Raw genomic sequence first — 22738 nt, forward strand, 5'->3', positions numbered from 1 at the left:
TGCTTCTTTCAAGGGAATGCTTTGAATATGGATTCCGATTCGTTCATGGAACCATTACCTGCGGTTAAACAAGTGAATTGTGCATAAGAAGTTTGAAATCCGTTTCCATAATAGGTTCTGGTAGTGATCCCTCCTGTGGAAGGATAAGTGCATTTCCCAGTTCGATTCGCCACATCTGCCGCATTGATCACATCGCAACTGCCAGCGACATTAGCACTGCCTGTTCCTAGAGAATCGTAACATAAATACGAACCGGCGCCGTTTGAATTCACGTTATTATTCGTAGAAGTGGCAACCACTCCGTCACTGTTTGCGATACTCATTTTATAACTCACGTTGCCTCCTGAAATATGTTTCACTTGGAAGTAATAAGTGCCTGCTGCCAAAGGAGTCACTCTTTTGAATTCAGTATCGGTTGCCGAGGAAGTTGCAACTGTTGTGACAGAGGAAGTCGGTGAAGTCAGATAATAAAAATCAAGATTAGCTCCTGCATAACCGTATGCGTTGAAAAGGTGATCTGCGGAAGAACCCACTACTACCTTGAAGAAGCTGCTAGTATCCCTGGAAGAAAGAGCGCGAACGATACTATTCGGTTGATTGACAGTGATCTCAACCGCAGGACGATAGCGGATCGTTTTAGAAAGAAGAACTGTTCCCGAGCGAGTGACCGTGATGTTTACAGTCGTATTGTCATTGTATCCGGAGAGTTCGGGCATAGTGAACTGGATGGTGCTTGCATTTACAGGAGTGATGCCTGTGGCAGAAATTCCGCCCACAGTGATCGTATAATCGGAAGCGGAACCAATGAAATCACTTCCTGTTATGGTAGTTTTGGTTCCAGGAAAACCAAGCTCAGGATAAAAATCCGCAAAATCTGCATTACTTTGCTGATAAAGATACAAAAGTAAAAACGTAGGTGTGGTATCATCGCTTTTAGATTTTTTACAATTCGAAAAAACGACGAGAAAAAGGAAGATCGTTAGCATAAGTTTGGTGATTTTCATACAACCTCGATGTCCATATCCCGAAAGAGACATATACAAAAATCTTAAACAAGAACAATATATTTACAACATATAATTTGCGGAGATAAACTAAGATTATGAATGCGAAGAAAGAAATATTGCCAACTAACTACGAATAAATACTTAGTTTTTGAGAAAATTCCGTAGAACTACGGAAACCTACCAAAATAAGTGCAAAAAGGTGAACAAAAAAAGATTTTTTTTCGAGCTAACAGGAAACAGGTTGTGGCAAAAGGGGGATCATGATAAGGAAAAAGGTGCGCTGCCCACGAGCCACTCCCCTCCACCCTAACTCGGGCGGGGCGCCCCTCGGCCACCTAACATAAATTACTCTAATCTATGAATATGTTCTAAAATTAACTTCTTTTCGTCTTCGAACATCTGATTGAATTCCAATCCAATCTCATAGTATTCCCCGTCCTTGAATTCCTCCAGGCGGACTACCCTAGCTTTGGGGTACAATACGTACTTTACGTCGGGGAAATGCAGTTCTAATTCCAATCGGGTGCCCAAAGGCATCGGCTCTTTCGTATGGAACAAAAGCCCTCCCTCGGATATGTCTTGGGTTTCTCCTTCCCCCTTGTCCTTAGGAAGAAAAAGCTGATTGGATCCCCCCTGAATCACTCGATAAGTCAGGTGGATTTTTTCGGAAATGCGTTTATATACCCTTCTCTCTTGCGACATGGAACCCAACTAACCTCTTTTTACGAAAGAGAGCAAGCCCATTTTTTACCGGGAGGGACTGGTTCTATTTGGTCAGTTCTGGCTTGAGAATACGGAATTCCTGTAGGCAGGCAATCCCGCTTTTTTCTCGAAATGTCTTCACCAAGGTAGATTCAACAGAGAGTTTTTTGGATCTGGACTCGAACTTTTCTTCCACAAAAGGATCCGGGCAAACATCGCTCAAAAGTAGAATCGAGTCGAATTCGGACCAACTTTTCCATTTATAAGCATGATCATTTCGAACAGCGCCTTGTTTATATGTTTTCAATTTCATTGCCAAATCGAAATCGGAAGCGAGCAGTCGCCCTTTGGTTTCGTATTTTTTCAAATCATGAAATGCATTGATTAGAATATAACGTTTATCATCCTCCAATTCCGCCGCAATTTCTCTTGCCGGCTGAAAATCGGAAGCATTCATTCCTCGATAACAAAACGGTTTCGTTTGAAAAAAGGATCCCGCCAAAAGCCCTTGGGTATAAAATAGATTCCAACCCACTAAACCTATCACCGTCGCAAGACCCGCATAAGCTGCGATTCGATTCTTTTGAGACTCGGCATATTGCACGAATCGCAACGCCCAAGTAAAAGATAAAAACCCGAAGGCAGGTATAAATTGTAGAACATGCCTAGGCTGTTTATTCCCGGTTGTAAGTTCTAAGATCAATAGTTCCAAAAAAATCACGATCGTTGCCGCAAGAAGAGGATCTTTTCTTTTTACATTTCCACTTTCGTGTTTTCTAACAAAAAAATAAACAATGGATGTAAACGCAAACAAAGTCAAAATGCGAAATCCCCAAACGAAATCAAACACTCCAGGAACATTAGGATCAGCACCAGGCTCCGTCCAAAGAGTGAGAAAAAAGCTTCTAGTGTATTGATTTACAATCATCTGAGCATCTATAAGAGCGTTGACTCGATCCGGATTGAGGAACAGCCAGAAAAAAGCGGGGAAAATCGCATAGGCCCACAAAACAATCATTGTGCGAGGAACGACTTTTACCAATTCTTCCCTTTTCCTAAAGAAATATACGGAAAGATCCAAAAATAAAATCAAACTGATTCCGTACATAAAGACTTTGAACGGCCTTTGATTCAGATTCAAATCGGTCACCACTCTCAAAACGGGGAGAGAAAGTATCATCAGAACCACGAAAATCAGATACACAAGTCGTACATTCTTCGCATAATTCTTATATAAGTGAACTACGACTTCCTTATACTGAACCGGATTACGGAATAATTCGTATGCGAAACAAGCCATAAAGAACAATATTCCGTAAGGATACTTAGTAAAATAAAAACCGAACAAGGAAAATGCGACCAACCATTTCGTAGAAGCGGTGATTTTTCCCGTGTTATCGTCTTCATACAAACGGTACAATGCGTAACCGGACCAAAGCAGGAAAAACATGGATTGGGTTTCCAACATGGAAGTCAATGAATAGGCGGGAACTTCTCCCGTCTGAATCGTAAGAACAAATCCGAAAAATGCGATCACACTTCCCCAAAACCAAGATTGAGATACCTTTCCTGCGATATAAAACAAAGTGGGGAAAACCAAAATCAAAAAGAACAAACCTTGGAAAGAATCCCGGAATGTTACCGGCCAATCCGTAGGAAAATAAAGTGTGAGAAAACTGGTAAAGGAACGAAGGGGGGGCCAGGTAGGAGATTCCAGAAAAGGAAGAATTCCTCTGAAAAAATGCCCGTCTCTAAAATCGGTATATTGATCTAAAACATAGGAAAGGCGGATATTCTCATCCCAAGACAAAAAATCATGATTGGGACACACTTCCAAAAAGACCTGCCAGGCGCGCACAGAGTAATAATACACAAGTACCACACCCAAAAGAAAAAAAGGAATCCCTGCCAATTTTTTCATCATTCCTAAAACCCTCTCTTTTCCGCCTCAAACGCTAAAAGGCACTGAGGACAGATTGTCTGCTACAGCCCAAAATGACAGTTTTTTCCACATCTGAACAAAATCCTTTTGTTATCATTTTTCATAGAATTTTTCACTTTAATTGCTATCCATTCTCAAAATTCTGTCTGAAAGAAGAGGGATTCATGCAAGAGTTCGTAGAGATTGGTGAAAAAATTATCTTTGTAGTCATGCTTCTGGCAAGCATTGCTGCCGTTGCCGTTTTTATAGAAAGGTTCGTGATCTTTCACCGCAACTTAACTAAAGAATCCTCTTCCTTTATCGATTCGCTCACGGTTTTGCTCCGTCATAAGGACATCAAAGGAGCTGAAAAACTGCTCCACTCTCAAGAGTTGGAAACATCTTACACTCGTTTTACTTATTTTGCTTTGGAAAGAGAGAAAGAGAACCACAAAGGTCTGCAGGAGCTGATGGAAGGAAAAATCCTCAAAGAAAGACTTCTTCTGGAAGAAAGACTTCCTATCTTAAACACTCTTGGCAACAACACTCCTTTCATCGGGCTTTTAGGTACCGTACTCGGTGTCATCAACGCATTCCACGGATTAGGAACTTTAGGGAGTTCCGGAGCGGAAGTGGTGATGAAAAGTATCTCCACAGCGCTTCTAGCAACTGCTGCCGGTTTGGCGGTCGCAATCCCTGTCGTAATGGCAAATAATTATTTCACTAGAAAGATGAAAGTGATCCTTTCCCATTTGGAGATTTTAGCGAAAGAATTTCATGCGAATTTGGTGACTAGTCCCAAAACGATTCCAAGTCATTCTCATACGACTCATTCTGCTCATTCGCATCAATAGGAGATTCCCCATGGCCGGTCAATCAGGCGGAAACGAAGAAGAAATAGGATCGATTAACATCACACCGATGGTGGATGTAATTTTGGTTCTGCTGGTGATCTTTATGGTCACCGCCAACTTTCTAAAAAAAGAATCGATCAATATCAATCTACCTAAGGTGGCTGCGGCAGATCCGAATGTCGCAGAATCGACTCAAGTCGCATTGACTAAAGACGGAAACATTTTATTGGAAGGGAAAGAAGTCACTGTGGAGTCTTTGGTTCGTCAATTGGAAAGAGAAGCCAAAATCAAACCGAACACTCGACTTACACTTTCTGCGGATGAAAGACTTCCATACGGAAAAATCACGGAAACCATGGGACTCATTCGCAAAGCGGGCATCACAAGGATCGCACTCTCCGTAAAAAAATAGAATGAAAGATCTCTTCCGTAGATTCAAAATCTGGGTATTCACATTCGGTCTGTTTAAATTCAGTCTACTGTTTTCAGTCGGACTGCACGGATTCGTTTACCTCAGTTATGTGATCTACAATCTCCCCTGGTGGGGAGGAAGTTACGAAGAAGTAATATTAGATGATGTCGAAGTGGATTTTCAGGAATTCCCTCAGGTAAGTTCCACTTCCAGCCCTGCCCCCGTCGAAAAACAAGAATGGGTGGAAGGTTCCAATAAGGATCAAAATGCGGAAGTCCCGGACAATACGGACATCAACCCGAATCAGGTTTCCGGCAACGGAACCGACAAAGACGGGTATCTTCTCTATTACAACGGAGACAGACCTCCTACTCCCATCATAGATTTCGATTTAAAACAATATTTCCCGGAAGCTGCCAAAGCTGTGAATATCAGCAGAAAGGTAGTCGTGGTAATGATTCAAGTGGATGAAACGGGGCAGTTGCAAGGTGCAAAGATTGTCTCCGGCCGAGCGGGTTACGGATTCGATGAGGCTGCACTGAAAATCACCAGAATGGCACGCTACACCCCCGGATATAACGATGGTAAGCCGACAAAAATGGCATATCGTATGCCGATTCTTTTTGATTTAGAGGATGAATGACGATGAAAAGGAAAAAGATCGCAATTTGCAGTTTTTTCGCCGTTGGATTGATCGCACTGATCGGTTTTCACTCCCGACCAATCACGGGAAACAGTGAAGGCAAATCTTTCAGGTTCCCTTCCGGATTATTGCCGGATCCTTACGAATTGTACGAAAGTATTCCCAAATTACAAGCACTAGACGACATCAAACCCCCTAAAAGTTTCGATCTTTCCGAATCTTTTCCTCAACCGGGAGACCAAGGAACGCAAAAAAGCAGCGCAGGATTCGCAGTCGCATACGGACTTATTTCTTTTCTAGAAGCGGAAAGAACCAATAAAAAAGACATCTCAGAATTGGATCCTCTTTCGGAAGAAGGCGGAAAAAATTTATATTCCCCTTCCTTTCTATACAATCAACTGAACGGAGGGAAGGATACGGGAGCATCGCTGCTGGAAACACTGATTCTAGCACAAAGCAGAGGTTCGGTGACTTGGGAACAGATGGGTTATAATCCTTCTCAATTTAGAAACAGACCGGGTGCGGGCCTGATCGAAGAAGGAAGAAAAACCAGAATCTCCCGCATCTTTAAAATCGATCCAAGCGATTTACAAAGCATCAAAGCAGCCATTTCCGAAAAAAATCCGGTCATCATTTCTTTTCTAACGTATGAAAATTTTTTATCCGCCAAAGGAAGTTCCGTATATCAATCCGAATCAGGAAATTTGGTAGGAGCCCAATCTTTGGTGTTAGTCGGATATGACGACGGCCAAAAAACGTTCCGAGTTTGGAATTCTTGGGGAAAAGAATGGGGAGACAAGGGATATCTTTCGATATCCTATCCTATCATCCAAAAACTGACTCGTTCCGCTTATATCGGTAAACCGACGGAAGATATGGAGCTTTTAACCGAAAAACAAGTGTTTAATGTTCTTAACAAAATCCCTTCCAAAGGAAGAGACCTCCGTCCTCCTTCGGAAGTTTTCGCTTCCAAAGGAGAATTTAAGGACAAAATCAGAATCGTTTGGACAAAAGATTCGAAAGCCATCGGTTACGAAGTGTACCGTAAAAGAAAAGGCGAATCCAAATTCCAGATGGTGGGGCTTTCCAGACAAAGTTTTTTCGAAGACGCAGGTGTTCAGAAAAACTTGGCCTATACTTACAGAGTCGCCAGCTTAGACGAAACAAGAATCTCTCTTCCTTCTTCCGACTCTAACGACGGATTTGCGAGCGAGGAAGTTAAGATCACGGACATCCTTCCCATCACCAACCTAAAAGCGAATGTCGCTAAAACAAACGACAGAATCGAATTGGAATGGGACAGCCATATCACTGCGGACCAATATTCCGTTTACAAATGGAATCCTGCCATTAAAATCTTCCGTTTTCTTGGCAAAACGAACAAACCAGTTTATATCGATTACAAAGCTTCCCGCAACGGAGACAGCGAAATCTACAGAGTGTTTCCTCACGGCAAAAATAGAAACGGGGAAGGAAGTTCCTATGTTTCCGCACATTTGGATCCTTCCGAAAGTGTGAAGCCGAAACCTACCGGACTTGCTGTGACCAAAGGCGTTTATATCAATAAAGTTCTGTTAGAGTGGGATGGTTCTCCTGCGGCGCATGAATATGCCGTCTTCCGAAGAAAAAATGCGGATGAAAATTGGGAAAAAATCGGCAATACGAAAGACACAAGTTTTGCGGATTCCAACCCTCCTCTTACGGAAAACGATTATTCCGTTTCCGCTATTTTCAGCGAACAAAGATACAGCCAGCCTTCCGAAGTAGAAACCGGATTCGCTTCCATTCTTTCCAAAAGAGCGGAACTTTCCAAAACTCCTGAGCTCACTCGCATTGTAGAAAATCTTTCCAAAAAAGAAGTCACTCTTGTTTGGAAGAAAAATCCTTCCGTAGAACAATACACAGTCTATTCGCGAAGAAAACAAGAAACAGAATGGAAGAAGGTAGCGCAAGTTCCCGGATCCGCTTCCGAAGTATCCGTACCCGGATTGGAGAAAAATCAGTTTTATTTTTTCATCCTGAAGGCGAAAGAAACAGGCAAAGAAGAAAGTATCGCTTCACAACCGTTTATCGCAGTTCTAAGTGATATCGTAGCCGATCTAAAAAAGATCAAAACTTTCGGAGAATCCACCATTACTAAGTTCGTCGGTCCTTGGACCGCTATGTATTGGGACGGAAAATCTTCCGTAAAACAAGTTCGTCTGGAAATTCAGCCGGAAGAAACGGAAGACAGCTACATATTGAAATGGAACAACCAAGAATTCTATAGAGGGAAGAACATAGTAGACTCCAACCTTCTCGAAGAAAAAGGAAGATGGAGAATCAAACTCTCTCCGAATCAGGACTCCCTTTCCGGAGAATTTTTGGAAAAAGACTTATTGCCTGAAAAAGGATATTTGTCTTTCGTAAGAGAGTAAATCAATTCCACTTCTCAATAAAAGAATCGGGTAATTTCCAAGGTCTCTGTTTTTCGAAATCGAAAAACAGGGAATGAAATACCGCCTTACAGACCACAGCTCCATCCGACATCCGTTTCATCGTTTGGAACACTTTGCCTTTCGCTTTGGAAAGCTCTCCGAAGCTGGTTTCTATGGCGACCGTATCCGGATGACTCACCGGTTTGCTGTATTCCAACTCCGCCTTGTAGATGACAGGACCGATCTTCTTGGCTCTCATTTCCGCAAGGGAAAACCCTTCGTTTTCCAAAGCCTGCATCCTGGCTTCGTCAAAATAAAACTGATACACTCCGTTATTGACATGGCCGTTGGAATCCATCTGGCTCCACAACACTTGAATTTCAGAAAGAAACGGTTCCGTTGCAACTTTCATCCTATCCCCCGCGAGATTCTATCTACTTGAAGCTTTTGACAGACCGGTCTGTCTGTCAAATCCAAAAAACAGACAATTTGGTCTGTTTTTCTTGACTTTCCCGGAAAAAGGAGCATTCTAGGAGGTGGTAGATTTTCTTTCGGTAGAAACAATGAACTCTTTGGAAACACAAGAATCCCCTTCCCTTTCTCCCAAATTCAGGATTCTGTCTACCGCCAAACGTTTATTCTATGAACAAGGGTATTATCATACGGGGATCAATCAGATCATCAAAGAATCGAAGTCCGCAAAAGCTTCTTTTTACGATCATTATCCTTCCAAAGCGGATTTAGGAAAAAGCGTAATTCAAAACTATTCTTTGGAAATCCAGGTATGGTTTCGTGCCATTCTAAAAAAAAGCAACAACCCGGAGGAATTCGTAAATCACCTAGCGGATGCTATTTTATTACAAACTCGTTCCTCAGAATCCATCTATCACGGCTGTCCTGTTGCGATTTTTTCCTGTCAATTTCCCAGTTCGGAGGAACCTTTCGCTACTGAATTTCGCCAAGCAATCCAACAATGGGAATCCATGTTCTCTCGTTTCTGGGAGAAGATGAAATCGGAAGAATGGATTTTGCCGAATACGGATGTCTTAGGGCTTTCCAGAGATTTGATCACACTTTACGAAGGAGCCTTGATGAACTGGAGACTTTCACAAAACATGAATTATTTGGAAAGAATGAAAGAGTCTATGCAGGAAAGAATCGGAAGAGTTAGAAGATAGTGCTGCTTTGGCAATTGTCTCTGCATTTCCTTTCCAAACCGATACAAGTTCCCATTAGAATGGAGAAATCCTGAGAGGAATAGGAAGGAGAAGCAGTCACTCCTTTAAAGAGCACATCGTTTTTTAAAAAACATTCCCCTTCGATCGTGGAACATTTATTTCTTTCATAACAACTGCTTCTCGGAGAAAAAGGGGCGCCGCAATCCGACAGCCAAACAAATAAACTTAGAATAAAAAGTTTTTTCATAAAACTACTGTTTCATTCTCTAACACGGATCTACCGAGAGAGGAAATTTTCTTTTTCTGACCAGATCGATTTTCGATGTTCACTTTGCCGATGATTCGGACAGTTGCGTCGAACTCCACCTCTCCTTTCACGTTCAATTCTTCACAAGACACGATGGAAGGATATTCTAGAAACAAGGAATCGAAAGCGTTGATCTTTTTATAGAATGTTTCATCCAAACTTACGATGACTTCCCCCAAACCCTTTTCCTTTCTTGCCTTGGACATAGTGAGTGAAAAATCTTCGTTCAAAGTGTACGCATCCGATCTTCGAACCAAATAATCCTCCGTTTTTTTCACAGGAGCGAAACGGTCTCTGGGAATGATAATTCCTTTGAATTTGGGAAAGTTGCCGACTGCGGAACCCATCGCAGTTTCCAATTGGATCACATCTTTTCCTTCCACTTGTTTCGGATTGACGATCAAAGAAAGAGAAAAATTCCCTTCCGCAAAACGTTTCTTCAGTGAACGAAGATTGATCCATAAGTTATTTGTGGAAAAGGTTCTGAATTTTCCAAGACCGCTGAACTCGTGTTCGTTTTCCTTAGGTACTTGCGCCGTTTCTAAAAGTTCGTATTTTACGAAACGACCTCCTACCGTTTTACGGTAAATGGCTCCCCCTTTTTTATCCGCAAGGGTTTTGGGAGTCATTTCCATAGCGAAGTCGATCCCTTCCTTTAAAAAATAGGAAACGATATGAGGATCTACCGTCGCACCTAAATTGTCTCCGTTCGACAGAAAGGCCACTTCGTATCCTGCGGTGAGAAGCTCATCCAAAATGCCGGTCTCTACCAAAGTAAAGTAGATGTCTCCGTGGCCGGGAGGGCACCATTCTTCTTTGGGGTTGGATAGATGAACGGGTGTTAAATCTTTTGAATTGAGTCTTGGTACTTTATGTTGCAGAAAACTGGTGGGAAAGTTTTGACGGAACCCGATTTTATTTAATTCCTCTGCGGAATCTTTCTGAGTGTTGTAAGAATCCATCAGAAGCAATGGAACTTCGATTTGATGCCTGGAACGAATGTATTCGATTTGTGCGGCCATTACCGCAAGAAAAGACTTACCGTCTTTCATAGGAATGAGGGACTTTGCTTTTTCCAAACCCATAGAGGTTCCTAAACCTCCGTTCAATTTGACCACAACCAGTTTGGATAGAGCTTGAGGATCTGCCGGATACTTCTGCTGGATTTCGGAGAAATCGATTTCATCCTCTTTCGGATTCAAATCTCCTACTTCTTCCCAACGGACAATGCCTGTTTCTCCTTTGCGGACAGAATCAACTTTTTCTAGGAAATCTTCGATGAAAGCTTTGCTCAAACCTTCTTTTTCCATGGTTTCCCGAACCAATTGTTCCGCTATTTCTTTGGAAACTGACATTTTCCCCCCTAGAGATTTTCATTCCATTCACCTAAGTGAATGCGATAAGGTTCCTCCAAATTTCCAGGCTCCCAGAGGAAAAAAACAAGAATTTCACGACCTTCCTCCCTCGGGACAGGAAGATTTTCCACAAGATCGTATTTTGTCATAAAAACGTTAAAATTAAAGACCCAAACCTTTCGGTTGTCCTTTCTTTTTTGCAATTGAATCCCCTTTTTCAGGGGATCGGTTTTGGTGATTTTTTGAAATGGGAGAGGATACAATCTTTCCCAGGCAATGGGAAGTTCTTTGTATGCTTTGTCGTAATTAGGCGACTCTGCCGCAACCGGCAAAGCCGCTATCAAAAGTAGAAGGATCGATAAACGCAAAAATCTTAATTCCGAGAGCTCACCATAATATAGAGAGAATGAGCACTATATTCAAAAGATTGAGAAAGCGAATTGGGGTCAATTCGGGAATTTCCGGATCCGACTTCTCGAATATAGGTCAATGACAGTGCCGACTTGGAAGTGACCCAAGAAACGCCCAAACTCAAACCTCTGTTGCGGGAATATTCATTTCTAGGATCTGTCCCGGAACGAGCATTTTTATAAACCAATGTGGTATCTCCGGAAGTAGCTGCCACTTGGTTGTTGAATGCACTTTGAAGATATAAATCCACTGCCGATTGGGTCCAAGAAATAGGCTTCGTATTCGGCTCGTTTGTGAAAAAACCGGCCCGAACGGAGAAAGTATCCATTACGTAGTATTCCATCCCGCCTGCAAAGTTCAATGTAGCTTCCCGAGTTAGTTCTCTCACTTCTCTATCGTTGACTGTATATGTGGCTCTTCTTCCCAAGTAACTCACTTCGTCCTGAGATCGGCTCATTTTATAACCGGAAGTATAGATCATATCAAAAGCCGCAAGAAGTCTTGAAGTAGGGAAATATGCAACCCCCCAGCGGATCTCTGTCGTCTGTGGGATAGAGCCGATCAATTTCGGTTTTTGAGTGATGGCTCCGTTCTCTACGGAAGAAAATCCTGCATCGGTTCCTTCGATAAAATCCACTGCTGCGGTTCCTCTGGCACGTGCCGAATCCGTATAAACTTCGTTATAGAGACGATTTCCCCCTGTTACGAAGATACGTCTTAAACTTACCCCGAAGGATAATTTTTGTACAGGTTGGTATTGAATTCCGATCACAGGCATAAAACCGGTGGTCTTTCGATTGTCCACATAGTTTCGCATGACATAGGTAAGATCATTGAACTGTTGAAATTGGGATCTAGAAATTTCCTTAGTGTCGCTGAAATAATAAAGAGTTGCGCCGAAGGATAGTTTGCTGCTCAATAGATAAGCGAAACTAGGACCCACTAGAAGTTGGGAATATTTTTCTTTTACATAGTTTCTAGTCTGGTTGATGGTAGGAGAAACCAAAGGATAGTTCACCTGATCCGCACGATCGTAAGAGTAGTTATAGGTGTTTACGATCGAAAAACCGAACTTCCATTTGTCGAAGTTCTTCAAAATTCCGATAAAGTTAGGATTGTATCCTTCGTGAGTCTGATTATATACCTGACCGGGAGAATCTATATTGATATAACTTCTTTTTGCGTTTTTGAAATTACTCGCAGATACGGAGATTCCGTCGTTATAGGCGAAACCCAATCCTGCAGGATTATAATAGGCCCCGGATGGATCGTCGGAGATTGCGGTAAACGCGCCTCCTAGACCTGCGGCTCTTTCTCCATAAAACCCTTGTATGTTGTTAAACGGCTCCGATGCGAACAGGGAAGCAGGAGTCGCTGCTATTAAACTGAAAAGAATTCTTTTTTTTATTTTTTGTTTCATATATTTTTTGATTTATGGCGCGACCACTACGCTCGCTGTGGGCAATAACACATATAACAAGTCGTCGGTGACAGGATCAAATGTCATCCTCCAAACCTTCAAATTAGGAACGTCCGTGTCTTCTCCCCAATATTCGATATAAACTTCTCCCGAATTCACAATGTTATTCGAGTTGGCATCTTCGTATTCGCCTTCTCCTAAAATCACTTCTTCATCGTCATTCGGATCCTCTCCTGCAGGAACCACTACGAAAGCATCGTAATCGGTGAATCCCGCTCCGATTCCCACACCTAGAGGAGGATAAGAAGGAAAATCCAATTTCACTTCTCCTTCGAAATCGAAGTCTCCTCCGAACCCGTAGAGATCGGCTAAATCAGCATCGAAGTCTCCGTAAACATAAGTGCTCACTCCGTCATCGACACTCAACCAAGTGATGGTTCCGTCCGGATCGTATACTTCTTCGATCACATAATTCTGCGATTCTGCAGGGTTTTTGAATTTAGTTTTTACATAACCGCCGAAATCATCCGTTCTTCCCTCCACCGAACTAGTCAGTTTGGAACCGTTTGCTTCGGATGTTGACGCATAACTGAGAGTAGTACAATTTCCCGTATTTGCATCGCTGTCTTGGCTGCATTGTTCCATAATGAATCGAGTGGATCCTTTGCTTTTTCCCGCTTGTCCGAAACTGCTGACCTGGCTTGTTTTCAAAATCGCTTTGTCTTTTTTGCCGTTTCCTCCGATATAGGTTATGTTGCCGTTAATTTCCAAGGAAACATTGAATATCTTCAGACTTTTTTCTACGGAAGAATAAATTCTGGATTTGTCCGCCTTCCAACGAATTACCTTTTGAAACTTGTTATTCGAAGGGCAACCTTGCGAAGCGCTGATGGTTTCTCCGAAAGAAAATGAAACTTGATGATCGAAGTCAGGGTCACTCGGAGAACTATATACGATTGCGGGAGAAGGAATGGACTGCCCAACTGTGGGCAGTGTTCCCAACTGCTGCAAGCGAGCCACTTCCGCCTTAGCTTCATCCGCAGAGAGACCTAAATTTTGCATCCCTTCTTCGAACTCTGTAATCGCTTCCGGAGGAATGGAAACGGAACTGGTTCCTCCGGGAATACAAACTCCAGGTTTTGCCTTTGCGGCAGCATAGACACCTGAAATTAAAAACAAATCTCTTTTGGATTCTTGCAGGATGTTGGCGACGATCGAAGTTCCTTCTTGTAAAATCGCAATCCCTGAGTCGCCTCCGTTGATCACATCCTCCGCATCTTTTGCGAATCCACTTCTCACGGAAGCGGAAGCACTAGGAGATTTACGAATGGATCTGGGAACGGGAACGCTCAAACTGGATGGAAGCTCCGGATTGATAACGGAACTTCCACTGTTTCGAATGAGAAATCGAATGAGTAAACTTTCAAATGTATTACTTTTGTCCTTTCCGGTTTTGCAATCAGCAATCAAGAACATAATGAGGAAAGGCAATAACAAGGCTCGTTTCATTTCTGCAAGATTCGTGGGTGAGGAAATAAATTGTCAACTGCAATCGTAAATTGTAAAAAAGAGTTTTCAAATGCAATGTTCGTCCTCTTATATAGCGTTTAATGAAACGCTCCCTTCTGTTGTTTTTTTTGTTCGTATGCTGTTTCTTTGAAACATTTGCTAAAGGATTGTTCTATGTTCAAAGTCCTAAGGCAAAACTATTAGCCCAACCGCAGTTAACCGCAGAAGGAAGTCCTCTTAATTTAGGAGAAAGCCTCACTCCTATGGACGAACAAGGGCTGTTCGTTCAGGTTCGTCATGAAGATAAAACGGGGTGGGTTTCTAAATTATTTATTTCCCCTATTCCTCCCGGATCCAAAATCAAATTGGGAGTTTCTTCCAAATCTTCCGAAGCAGTTACAGCCAGACAAAGAGCATCCGACTTCACCAAAACGGCCGCAGCGAGAGGTCTATCGGAAACGGAAAAAATGAGAGTGAGAGGTGGAGCGGATCTTTACGATTTCGAATCCTTGCGCTGGCTGGAATCGGTAGGAGATGTATCCAACCAGCCGAATCAATACAATTCCGTTACGAAACAATCGAACAAAACCAACGCTTCTACGGAAACAACGGTTCCATCTTCCGAACCGGTTTCGGAAGAAACAAAAAAAGAAGTTAAGATAGGAAGAGCTTTAGCGGCAAGGCTCATTCAAAAATACGGACTGGTGCAAAACGAAGAATTCACACGTTATCTGAATCGTCTGGGAAACAAAATCGCATCCGTATCTTCCAGAAGCGAACTCAGTTTTCGTTTCGGAATTCTAAATTCGAACGAAATCAATGCTTATGCCTGTCCGGGGGGATTCATATTCATCACTAAGGGAAGTTTGGCGAAGATCCAATCAGAATCGGAACTGGCGGGAGTTTTAGGTCATGAGATCGGACATATCGCACTCTTTCACAGCGGAAAGTTTCCTTCCGAAAACGTATTTTTAGAAATCATCTCAAGCATGCTTGCCCCTTCGGGAGGAGAAGTGATCAGCGCTGCCGCATCCGCTACGTTAGATGAGTTGGAAAAACAATTGTACGAAACGGGAAGAGACGCTTCTCAAGAATGGGATGCGGACGAAGCAGGAGTGAGTTTGGCTTCCGAATGGGGATACACCCCTCAGGCCTTGGGCAACTATCTTGCCAGAATTGCAAAAGACGAACATTCCAAACATCTGACATCGACTCATCCGGATACCTCTTCCAGAATCGCCAAACTTGTGAAAGCTGAAGCAGGTGCTGCCGTCAAAGGAGTGATCCCTCCCAAAGAGGAATGGACACAGATGAAAAAATTAATTCCATGAACCAAAAAAAATACCTTCTTCCTTTTTCTCTCAGTGTTTTCATCCCCGCTTTGTTACTTGTCGGTTTTTCCTGGATCGGGCTCATCGAATTCTGGAACCGCAAACTGACGGATTCCTTTTTCAGCATATTACCGTCTCATCATCGTTTTTCAAAAGACGTAGTCATCATCGACATCGACGAACACAGTTTAGCCAGATATGCGAACGATCCTGAATTGGGACGTTGGCCCTGGAAACGTTCCGTTTATCCTTTGATCTTCGATTTTTTATATAAGGGTGGGCCTAAGCTGGGAATGGTGGATATCCTATTCACTGAATATTCTCAAGACGATCTTTCTTTGGCGGAAGCGAATCTGGCATTTCCTTTCGTATCTCATGCGGTTCAAATGAGAGAAGATAGAGAAGCGGGAAACGAAGAACCCAGAAACATAGATCTCATCTCCAAACATCTCATCCATCTTCCTCCAGAAACTCCCTTCCCTGTTTTCGAAGCAGTTTCTTTTCCGAGCGGGGAAATAGGAGCCACTTCCCCTTTCATTCACGCAGTCAATGTCATCCCGGATGCGGACGGAGTTCTAAGACGTTTTCCTCCCGTTATGCGGGTAAAAAATTACCATCTTCCTACCGTGGCTCTGCAAGGGTTCTCAAAAGGGGAACCTATGGAAGTCGGTTGGGAGGAAGATCAAATCACCGTAAAAAAAGAAAACACGAGCACTTCCTTTCCTCTAGGAAAAGGAGGACTCATCCGTTCTTATTTTTATTCCAAAAAAGATTTATCCGAGATCCCCAGATACTCCGCAGGAGGAGTTTTAGAATCTCTCACCAAACTGAATGAAGGTGTAGATGAGTCGGAACTCATCGTCTCTCCTTCCGTATTTACGGATAAAATAGTTCTCATCGGAACTTCCGCAGCGGCCACTCATGACGATGTGGTCACACCTTTCGGATTGTATCCGGGTGTGATCGCACAAGCTGTTTTCATTTCCAATCTGCTGGAAGGCCATGTTTTGGAAGAAATCGAAGACATCTACGGATTTATATTCGCATTGGTCCTTCTTTTGATCAGTACCTATGTTTTATTTTTCAGCACACATCACTGGCTGAGAATCGCCTGCCCCGTTTTCGCAACGTTAGTTTTTCTTATCGCATTTTATATTTTTTTCAGGAACGATTTTATTCTGCCTCCCGCTCCTTTTGTCGCTACCTTCCCTGTTTCCTATCTGTTGGGTTTCGCTTATTTGAATTATATAGAAGGGATCGATAAAAGAAAATACAATAACATCTTACGGAACTTAGTCGATCCGGAAGTAGTATCCCATGCCTTGGAAGATTTGGAATCCTTAAAAAAAGGAGGAGAATGGGAGATCACTGCGTTCTTCTCGGATGTGGCAGGATTCTCTTCTATCAGTGAAGAGTTGTCCGCAAGCGAACTGGCGCGACTTCTCAACGAATATCTTTCCGCAATGACGGTCATACTGAAATTCAACTCGGGAACTTTGGACAAATACATCGGAGATGCGATCGTAGGTATCTTCGGCGCTCCTCTCAAAAACGAATCTCACCCTATCCTTTCCTGCCAAGCTAGTTTGGAGATGATCTCCAAACTGAAAGAATTGAAGGCGCAGTGGAAAGAAAAAAACGATTATTCCGAATCTGCCAGAAATATGAAAATCCGTATCGGACTCAATTGCGGACCAGCTAAGGTCGGTTTTATGGGAACGGACAGTTTGGCCTCTTATACGATGATGGGAGACACTGTAAATTTGGCCTCCCGACTGGAAGCTGCTGCGAAAGACTATGGAGTGGATATTTTAGTTTCCGAATCCATCGAGGAAAAAGGAAGAGAACATTTCCATTTCCGTTTTTTGGATCGAATCCGAGTGAAAGGGAAAGAGGCGCCCGTCAAAATCTACGGACTCATCGGAAAAAAATCGGATGTTTCCGAAGCGATGATTCACGGAGAAGCGCAATACCGTAAAGCATTCGACTTTTATTCGAAACAAAACTGGAAAGACGCCCTGGAAGCATTCGAAAAAGCGATGACTTACTTCGGAAAAGACGATGCCGCTTGCCAACTGCTCATCAAACGATGCGAAGTTTTGTTCCAATCCCCTCCTTCGGAAAACTGGGACGGAGTCTACACAAGAACATCCAAATAATCTCTGATTTTCCTAGACAAGAATCGCATCCAAGATAATTCTCTTTGTATGTTTCGATTTTTAGAAAGTTTGGAAAGACTCTGGGCAAGGATCTCCTTTTATTTTCCCGGTCATGTACAGCCGGAAAACTGTGTAGGCAGAAATATTCTGATCGTTCCAGGTCATCTGGCGGGTAAGGCGTTTTATTACCGATTGAAGTCCAATTTGGATAATCTGGGCTTTCATGTTTCCGTTTTGTCCACAATTCGCAATCCTAAATCCATCGAAGAAGCAGTCCTTCATCTATCGAAACAAATCCTAACAGCACCTAACGACGTTACAGTGATCGCCCATAATTCGGGAGGGCTTCTTTGTTTGGTTCTTCCCGACGAAGCCCGCAGAAAGATCAAACGACTCATCACTTTAGGAACTCCTTTTCATGGAGCGGAAAACTTCAACAATACGCGTTATTCTTATTGGGGCTATGAATCGGATTGGGTGAAGCAGAACTACAAAAACGCTTTGTTTTTTCCTCTTTTCCAACCTCTCTCCGCCATTGAGGACTTTTCCTTCACTCCTCAAGAAGGTACTGAATTCGGCCAAGGAAGAGATTTATGGTTCGATATTCCCGGAAATTATAATTTGGTTCGAAGACACGAAAACTTACGTACTTTAAGAGAGTTTTTAGGGACTCCTAAAGATCCTCAAACAGAATTCGGAACTGCGAAAGCGGGTCCTGCACTTGCGGTTCCTAAAAAGATCGAAGTCGATTTTTCGAAATACGAGCCTTCTAACTATAATAAGGCGAAGAAGAAAGCCGAATCTTCCTCCAAAAAGCCAGTTAAGAAAAAACAAGCGGCGCAACCTTCCCGAAAAAAAGCGGCCTCCCCAACCAGGAAGGCCGCCACGAAGAAAAAAAGAAAATAATCATAGAACAAAGCCTCTCTCCTGAAAATCCAGGATCAAAGAGGCTTTGGTTTCTATTTAAACCTTTGCCATCTCTTTTGCGCAGGCAAGGCAGCTATCCAAACACTCTTTACAAACCTTGTGGTGATCCGCATGTTTTTTGCATTCTTTCGCACATGCTTCACAGATCTCCAAACACAATGCCGCCGATTTTTTAGTGAAAGCGGACTCTTGGCTTGCCAAAGAAATAAAAGCTTCGCAGGCTGCGATGACTTCTCTTGTGGACTTTGCACAAGCGCCTAAACTTTTATCTCCGTTACCAAGTTCGGTGATACAATGTCCCAAACAAACTTCAGCTGCCAACTTACAATGAATTGCCGACATCAACGCTTTTGCGTATTTGGAAGAGGACTTGCCTCCGCTCATTTCATGTTTAGTATGATCTTCTGCGAAGAGATTGGAAACGGCTCCTACTGTAGTGAGAGCGACTGCGGTTTTGGTTACGAATTCTTTACGGTTCATATATAATTCCTTATATTCTAATTTTGAAACAAAAACTAAAAAAACAAATGAGGCACCTCATTTGCGGAATTCTAAATCAAAAGCCGTACAGATTGTAAAAAATGATCCGAAGGATCGAGAAAATCGAAAGAAAGTAAAGAGGATGCGGAAACAGGCTCCCAAAAAGGAGGAAGATCGAAAATGAATGCGGAAATCAAAAGGCCGGCAAAATAGATCTCTAAGGATTTTTGCAGGCTAACGGAGGAATCGGAATCACGAATTTCTTGGAAAGCAAGAGGACATTGGCAACCGGAATCCTGAGCAGGTAGTTCCGAAGAAGATGTCTCATGACATTTGGGAAGATGAGAAACTTCCGTTTGTGCAGAACTTTTTTCCGAAGGAAAAAGATTTGGGCATAGATCGAGCAAAGCCGATTTGCATCCTACAAAAAGCAGGAATGCTAAAATCAGTGTACTCGAAATATGCCTCTGAAAAATTGTTTGCACTCTGGATTTTAGACGATGGGTTTTTTCATTTTGTCAAAAAATTTGTTGGAAACCCTTCCATGCGACAATAATACTCCCGAAACTGGAGCCCAATTGGGGGAGAAGGAAGACCAGGAAGATGTGAATCACTCGATTTTTCCAAAAACCGGAGAAAGTTTCCGTATCCGTAGCGATATTTTCGAAATCTTCCACATAGGGTTTTCGCAAATACGACTCGGACAAACCTGCCACCCAACCCGCTTTCAGGATGGGGATGAAGGTTCCGATGGGAGCCACCACAGCCGCAAGCAAAATGGAAAGCGGATGCGCAAATGCAATCAAAGCTCCCAATGCGGCAAGACCGGCTTTGATCAAAACAAGCTGATACAAAAATTCCGTTCCCGCATCCCTTCCTTGAGACCAAGTGATGGATGCGAATAATCCTGCGAAAAACAAAGGATAGGCGATTAGGCTCACTGTATCTTGCCATTTGCGTTTAGGAACTTCATCCAATACCGCTAAATCATGTTCATGTTGGATATGATTGATGATTCCCTGTAAATGCCCTGCTCCCACAACAGCCACCACTTTTTTTGCCTTAGGATCGGAGGCGGCTCTTCTGATTTTTTCCGCCAGGTATTGATCTCTTTCGTCGATGATCACATGTTTGATGGATTCGTATTTTTTAGGGATCTGAGAAAAAAGATCTTTGAGGATATCTTCGCTTTTCATCTCTTCGATTTTTTCGGAACTCACATCTTCTTTTACGAACAAAGAAGTGATGAGAGCGGAGAACAGATACATCTTAGAAAAAAAACTCACATTGCCCCAAGCGCGTTTCAGAGTGGTTTGGATCTCTCTGTCGACGGGAACGATTCTACTGTCGGACTTCCGTCCTAATTGAATCGCCTTTCTCATTTCATCGCCGGGACGCACGGAACCATGTCCCATTTTTTTCTGAAAGGAAGATAGGATCAGACTGGAAAGAAGAAGCCACATTTTTCTTTCTTTGAACACTTTGAAGATATCCAATTTCTTCATATAGTCCGGATCTTCCACAGACTTCATTCTAGATTCACATAACTCTATACAAACGGTATCAGGATGAACGGCATCGATTAGATCTTCTACCGCTTTGACACTGATTTCGGAAACATGAGCGGTTCCCAAAATATGAACTTCCGTTTTTCCCACATATTCCAGGCGATACGGTTCTTCCGTGACAAAAGGAGTTTTTCTCGAGGTTTTTGGTTTGGATGTAGTTTTTTTGATTGAAGCCATTGCGTATGATTTCTATAGTTTAAACCTAAGAAACGGTTCCATTCTCCAAAAACAAGTAGAATGTCTATAAAATCAAAAATCATCAATGTAGGCATTGCCGATATCAAAGTAGGAAGAGGCACAGATGTGCTGAGAACCACTTTAGGTTCCTGTATAGGGATCGTTCTTTACGATCCGGAACAAAAAATCGGTGCCATTTCTCATATCATGCTGGCGAAGGATCCTACCGGAAAAGATTCCATCAAATTCCCTCATAAATACGGAGAGACCGCACTCCCGGAACTCATCAAAATGATGGGCTTTGCAGGTTCTTCTATCGGTCAGTTTTCCTGCAGAATGTTCGGCGGGGCTTCCATGTTCAAAGGAATCAATTCCAATTTTTTGCAGAACATCGGAGAGCAAAACATCGCAATCGTCAAAAAATTTATGGAAGAAAGAAAAATCCCTATCATAGTGGAAGATATAGCAGGCAATGAAGGGAGAACCATCAGTTTATACTGTGACGATGGAAGAGTCTTATTGAAAAAAGCGGGTATGGAAAAATACCTTTATAAGGTGCGTTAGGCGATTTATGCAAAAGGAAAAAGTTGACGAAATACTCAAAGATGTAAACAAACTTCCAGCGATTTCGTCCGTCGTAAGTAAAGTTCTGGAAAAACTCCAAAAGCCGGACGTGAATATCGCCGAGCTTGCTTCCGAAATTTCGAAAGACCCTGCGATCACTGCTTCCGTCATTAAACTTTCCAATTCCGCCTACTACCGTGCGGCCAAACCCATCCGTACCGTACAAGAAGCACTCATGACTTTGGGAACCAAAACGGTCAAAGAGATCGTTTTACTCACTGCAGCCAAAGGAATTTTGTCTCAAGATCTAAGCAGTTACCAATTGGAAGCTGCACAACTTTGGAGTGCCTCTCTTCTTGTGGCAGACATGTCCAGCAAAATCGTAAATCATAAAAAGCTAAATATAGACAAAGACTTAGCATTCACATCCGGTCTGCTTTGCAGCGTAGGTAAAATCGTACTCGCTCAATTCTTTCAACCCATCCTGTTCCAATTGAAGAACGAATTGAAAGAGAACAAAGAACCGTTCCCTAATTTGGAAAAAAAATATTTCGGATACACTCATATGGAAGTTTCCGAAAACCTATTGAAGCGTTGGAATTTTCCTCCCGAACTTGTAGATGTAGTCGCCAATTATTTGAATCCTGAAAACTCAAAGGTGAACCCTCTTCTCACCAGCGTAGTGCACATCGCAAGCATCCTTATCGTCGTTTCAGGAATCGGAATCGATATCGGAGGGGAATCCGTTCCTATCTCCCCTTTTGCCTTGTCTCAAACGGGAATCACGGAACAAGACATCGAATCTTACTTCGTTCATATCCCCGATTTACAAGCCGGGCTTGCCGATCTTTTAAACGTTTAGATGAATATCATTTTAGTCGGCCCCAGAGGAGCGGGAAAATCGAAAGTTTCCAGAACCTTGTCCAAACAAATCCAGTTCCCAGTGGTATCTACGGATTCCGTCATCGTTTATGAAAACGGAGGAATCCCCATTCCTAAATTCGTGGAACAAAAAGGATGGAAGGCCTTTCGTGATTTAGAATATTCTATTTTATCAAAATTACAGAATGCGGACGGAATCATTCTCGATTGCGGCGGTGGAATTCTTTTCGATTTGGATGAGAATGGAAACGAAATTCCCAGCGAAAGGAAACTTTCCATTTTGCGTAAATTAGGACGAATCATCCTTCTGGAAAAGGACTTCAACGAACTTGTCGAGAAAGTGGAAGGCGATAAAACAAGGCCGGATCTAGCGAAAAACAAGGCCTATGCGGAGATACTCAAAAAAAGACTCCCTGTTTATTACGAATCTTCCCATTATAAAATCAATATGAGCAAACTCTCCAAAGAAGACGCCGCAGATAAAATCAAAGACCTTCTGGGTTTTCCCGACTAA

The 22738-nt window shown here is 42.7% G+C and carries 23 protein-coding genes; 11 read left to right on the top strand and 12 right to left on the bottom strand.

Annotation, left to right across the window (positions count from 1 at the left end; genetic code table 11):
- Positions 1–8: 8 nt before the first annotated feature.
- The 3 genes from EHS15_RS07665 to EHS15_RS07675 form a co-directional block, all read right to left on the bottom strand.
- A complete protein-coding gene (locus EHS15_RS07665) occupies positions 9–1004 on the bottom strand; it encodes an IPT/TIG domain-containing protein (protein WP_135759966.1) in 996 nt (331 codons plus the stop codon).
- 348 nt (positions 1005–1352) lie between these two features.
- On the bottom strand, positions 1353–1709 hold the full coding sequence (locus tag EHS15_RS07670; protein ID WP_135760093.1) for a PilZ domain-containing protein: 357 nt from the start codon (positions 1707–1709) through the stop codon (positions 1353–1355).
- Between the two features lie 64 nt (positions 1710–1773).
- On the bottom strand, positions 1774–3633 hold the full coding sequence (locus EHS15_RS07675; RefSeq protein ID WP_135759967.1) for a hypothetical protein: 1860 nt from the start codon (positions 3631–3633) through the stop codon (positions 1774–1776).
- Between the two features lie 182 nt (positions 3634–3815).
- Here EHS15_RS07675 and EHS15_RS07680 point away from each other — a divergent pair, with 182 nt between their 5' ends.
- From EHS15_RS07680 to EHS15_RS07695, 4 genes are read left to right on the top strand one after another with little or no spacing between them, the layout of a single operon-like run.
- Positions 3816–4484, top strand: a complete 669-nt coding sequence (locus tag EHS15_RS07680) for a MotA/TolQ/ExbB proton channel family protein (RefSeq protein ID WP_135759968.1) — start codon at positions 3816–3818, stop codon at positions 4482–4484.
- A gap of 10 nt (positions 4485–4494) precedes the next feature.
- Positions 4495–4896, top strand: coding sequence for an ExbD/TolR family protein (locus tag EHS15_RS07685; protein ID WP_135759969.1), 402 nt, complete (start codon positions 4495–4497; stop codon positions 4894–4896).
- 1 nt (position 4897) lies between these two features.
- The gene (locus EHS15_RS07690) at positions 4898–5539 is read left to right on the top strand and encodes an energy transducer TonB (RefSeq protein ID WP_135759970.1); all 642 of its coding nucleotides are present in this window, start codon (positions 4898–4900) and stop codon (positions 5537–5539) included.
- Positions 5540–5541: 2 nt separating this feature from the next.
- Entirely contained in the window at positions 5542–7956 is a 2415-nt protein-coding gene (locus EHS15_RS07695) for a C1 family peptidase (RefSeq protein ID WP_246051947.1), read from the top strand.
- A 1-nt stretch (position 7957) separates the two neighbouring features.
- On the opposite strand, the gene EHS15_RS07700 is transcribed toward EHS15_RS07695, so the two are convergent.
- Positions 7958–8368, bottom strand: coding sequence for an acyl-CoA thioesterase (locus EHS15_RS07700; RefSeq protein WP_246051949.1), 411 nt, complete (start codon positions 8366–8368; stop codon positions 7958–7960).
- Between the two features lie 124 nt (positions 8369–8492).
- Here EHS15_RS07700 and EHS15_RS07705 point away from each other — a divergent pair, with 124 nt between their 5' ends.
- Positions 8493–9134: a TetR/AcrR family transcriptional regulator gene (locus EHS15_RS07705; protein ID WP_246051951.1), complete on the top strand. Its 642-nt coding sequence runs from the start codon at positions 8493–8495 to the stop codon at positions 9132–9134.
- Here the strand turns inward: EHS15_RS07705 and EHS15_RS07710 are convergent.
- The 5 genes from EHS15_RS07710 to EHS15_RS07730 are packed head-to-tail and all read right to left on the bottom strand — an operon-like array spanning position 9124 to position 14136.
- The gene (locus EHS15_RS07710) at positions 9124–9381 is read right to left on the bottom strand and encodes an LA_0364 family Cys-rich lipoprotein (protein WP_135759972.1); all 258 of its coding nucleotides are present in this window, start codon (positions 9379–9381) and stop codon (positions 9124–9126) included. The genes EHS15_RS07705 and EHS15_RS07710 overlap by 11 nt on opposite strands.
- Positions 9378–10796: a UTP--glucose-1-phosphate uridylyltransferase gene (locus EHS15_RS07715; protein WP_135759973.1), complete on the bottom strand. Its 1419-nt coding sequence runs from the start codon at positions 10794–10796 to the stop codon at positions 9378–9380. The genes EHS15_RS07710 and EHS15_RS07715 overlap by 4 nt, the downstream gene beginning before the upstream one ends.
- An 8-nt stretch (positions 10797–10804) precedes the next feature.
- Entirely contained in the window at positions 10805–11164 is a 360-nt protein-coding gene (locus tag EHS15_RS07720; RefSeq protein WP_135759974.1) for a hypothetical protein, read from the bottom strand.
- Positions 11165–11169: 5 nt separating this feature from the next.
- On the bottom strand, positions 11170–12627 hold the full coding sequence (locus EHS15_RS07725) for an OmpP1/FadL family transporter (protein ID WP_135759975.1): 1458 nt from the start codon (positions 12625–12627) through the stop codon (positions 11170–11172).
- Between the two features lie 12 nt (positions 12628–12639).
- Positions 12640–14136, bottom strand: a complete 1497-nt coding sequence (locus EHS15_RS07730) for a hypothetical protein (protein ID WP_135759976.1) — start codon at positions 14134–14136, stop codon at positions 12640–12642.
- Positions 14137–14303: 167 nt separating this feature from the next.
- Between EHS15_RS07730 and EHS15_RS07735 the strand changes: the two genes are divergently transcribed.
- From EHS15_RS07735 to EHS15_RS07745, 3 genes are read left to right on the top strand one after another with little or no spacing between them, the layout of a single operon-like run.
- The gene (locus tag EHS15_RS07735) at positions 14304–15467 is read left to right on the top strand and encodes a M48 family metalloprotease (RefSeq protein WP_246051953.1); all 1164 of its coding nucleotides are present in this window, start codon (positions 14304–14306) and stop codon (positions 15465–15467) included.
- Positions 15464–17626, top strand: a complete 2163-nt coding sequence (locus EHS15_RS07740) for a CHASE2 domain-containing protein (protein ID WP_135759978.1) — start codon at positions 15464–15466, stop codon at positions 17624–17626. The genes EHS15_RS07735 and EHS15_RS07740 overlap by 4 nt, the downstream gene beginning before the upstream one ends.
- Before the next feature lie 48 nt (positions 17627–17674).
- On the top strand, positions 17675–18532 hold the full coding sequence (locus EHS15_RS07745; protein ID WP_246051954.1) for an esterase/lipase family protein: 858 nt from the start codon (positions 17675–17677) through the stop codon (positions 18530–18532).
- A 57-nt stretch (positions 18533–18589) separates the two neighbouring features.
- Here EHS15_RS07745 and EHS15_RS07750 read toward each other — a convergent pair whose 3' ends face one another.
- From EHS15_RS07750 to EHS15_RS07760, 3 genes are all read right to left on the bottom strand, one after another.
- Positions 18590–19033, bottom strand: a complete 444-nt coding sequence (locus EHS15_RS07750) for a four-helix bundle copper-binding protein (RefSeq protein ID WP_135759979.1) — start codon at positions 19031–19033, stop codon at positions 18590–18592.
- A 71-nt stretch (positions 19034–19104) separates the two neighbouring features.
- Positions 19105–19440 carry a hypothetical protein gene (locus EHS15_RS07755; RefSeq protein ID WP_135759980.1) on the bottom strand — a complete coding sequence of 112 codons (336 nt, stop codon included), beginning with the start codon at positions 19438–19440 and terminating at the stop codon, positions 19105–19107.
- A 111-nt stretch (positions 19441–19551) separates the two neighbouring features.
- Positions 19552–20778: a TraB/GumN family protein gene (locus EHS15_RS07760; RefSeq protein ID WP_135759981.1), complete on the bottom strand. Its 1227-nt coding sequence runs from the start codon at positions 20776–20778 to the stop codon at positions 19552–19554.
- A gap of 60 nt (positions 20779–20838) precedes the next feature.
- Here EHS15_RS07760 and EHS15_RS07765 point away from each other — a divergent pair, with 60 nt between their 5' ends.
- Genes EHS15_RS07765 through EHS15_RS07775 form a run of 3 tightly spaced genes read left to right on the top strand, consistent with a single transcriptional unit; the run spans position 20839 to position 22738 of the window.
- Positions 20839–21342, top strand: coding sequence for a chemotaxis protein CheD (locus EHS15_RS07765; protein WP_135759982.1), 504 nt, complete (start codon positions 20839–20841; stop codon positions 21340–21342).
- Positions 21343–21349: 7 nt separating this feature from the next.
- Positions 21350–22204 (top strand): HDOD domain-containing protein, encoded by an 855-nt coding sequence (locus EHS15_RS07770; protein WP_135759983.1) that lies wholly within the window; start codon positions 21350–21352, stop codon positions 22202–22204.
- Positions 22205–22738, top strand: a complete 534-nt coding sequence (locus tag EHS15_RS07775) for a shikimate kinase (protein ID WP_135759984.1) — start codon at positions 22205–22207, stop codon at positions 22736–22738. It begins immediately after the preceding gene.

The sequence above is a fragment of the Leptospira idonii genome (genome assembly GCF_004770995.1).
Lineage (GTDB): Bacteria > Spirochaetota > Leptospiria > Leptospirales > Leptospiraceae > Leptospira_A > Leptospira_A idonii.

Excerpts from the sequence above, each read along its gene's own strand:
- EHS15_RS07685 (WP_135759969.1), top strand. The coding sequence starts at position 4,495 with ATGGCCGGTCAATCAGGCGGAAACGAAGAAGAAATAGGATCGATTAAC.
- EHS15_RS07730 (WP_135759976.1), bottom strand. The coding sequence starts at position 14,136 with ATGAAACGAGCCTTGTTATTGCCTTTCCTCATTATGTTCTTGATTGCT.
- EHS15_RS07745 (WP_246051954.1), top strand. The coding sequence starts at position 17,675 with ATGTTTCGATTTTTAGAAAGTTTGGAAAGACTCTGGGCAAGGATCTCC.
- EHS15_RS07675 (WP_135759967.1), bottom strand. The coding sequence starts at position 3,633 with ATGATGAAAAAATTGGCAGGGATTCCTTTTTTTCTTTTGGGTGTGGTA.
- EHS15_RS07710 (WP_135759972.1), bottom strand. The coding sequence starts at position 9,381 with ATGAAAAAACTTTTTATTCTAAGTTTATTTGTTTGGCTGTCGGATTGC.
- EHS15_RS07775 (WP_135759984.1), top strand. The coding sequence starts at position 22,205 with ATGAATATCATTTTAGTCGGCCCCAGAGGAGCGGGAAAATCGAAAGTT.
- EHS15_RS07680 (WP_135759968.1), top strand. The coding sequence starts at position 3,816 with ATGCAAGAGTTCGTAGAGATTGGTGAAAAAATTATCTTTGTAGTCATG.
- EHS15_RS07765 (WP_135759982.1), top strand. The coding sequence starts at position 20,839 with ATGTCTATAAAATCAAAAATCATCAATGTAGGCATTGCCGATATCAAA.
- EHS15_RS07760 (WP_135759981.1), bottom strand. The coding sequence starts at position 20,778 with ATGGCTTCAATCAAAAAAACTACATCCAAACCAAAAACCTCGAGAAAA.
- EHS15_RS07670 (WP_135760093.1), bottom strand. The coding sequence starts at position 1,709 with ATGTCGCAAGAGAGAAGGGTATATAAACGCATTTCCGAAAAAATCCAC.
- EHS15_RS07750 (WP_135759979.1), bottom strand. The coding sequence starts at position 19,033 with ATGAACCGTAAAGAATTCGTAACCAAAACCGCAGTCGCTCTCACTACA.
- EHS15_RS07665 (WP_135759966.1), bottom strand. The coding sequence starts at position 1,004 with ATGAAAATCACCAAACTTATGCTAACGATCTTCCTTTTTCTCGTCGTT.
- EHS15_RS07770 (WP_135759983.1), top strand. The coding sequence starts at position 21,350 with ATGCAAAAGGAAAAAGTTGACGAAATACTCAAAGATGTAAACAAACTT.
- EHS15_RS07700 (WP_246051949.1), bottom strand. The coding sequence starts at position 8,368 with ATGAAAGTTGCAACGGAACCGTTTCTTTCTGAAATTCAAGTGTTGTGG.
- EHS15_RS07695 (WP_246051947.1), top strand. The coding sequence starts at position 5,542 with ATGAAAAGGAAAAAGATCGCAATTTGCAGTTTTTTCGCCGTTGGATTG.
- EHS15_RS07725 (WP_135759975.1), bottom strand. The coding sequence starts at position 12,627 with ATGAAACAAAAAATAAAAAAAAGAATTCTTTTCAGTTTAATAGCAGCG.
- EHS15_RS07715 (WP_135759973.1), bottom strand. The coding sequence starts at position 10,796 with ATGTCAGTTTCCAAAGAAATAGCGGAACAATTGGTTCGGGAAACCATG.
- EHS15_RS07690 (WP_135759970.1), top strand. The coding sequence starts at position 4,898 with ATGAAAGATCTCTTCCGTAGATTCAAAATCTGGGTATTCACATTCGGT.
- EHS15_RS07740 (WP_135759978.1), top strand. The coding sequence starts at position 15,464 with ATGAACCAAAAAAAATACCTTCTTCCTTTTTCTCTCAGTGTTTTCATC.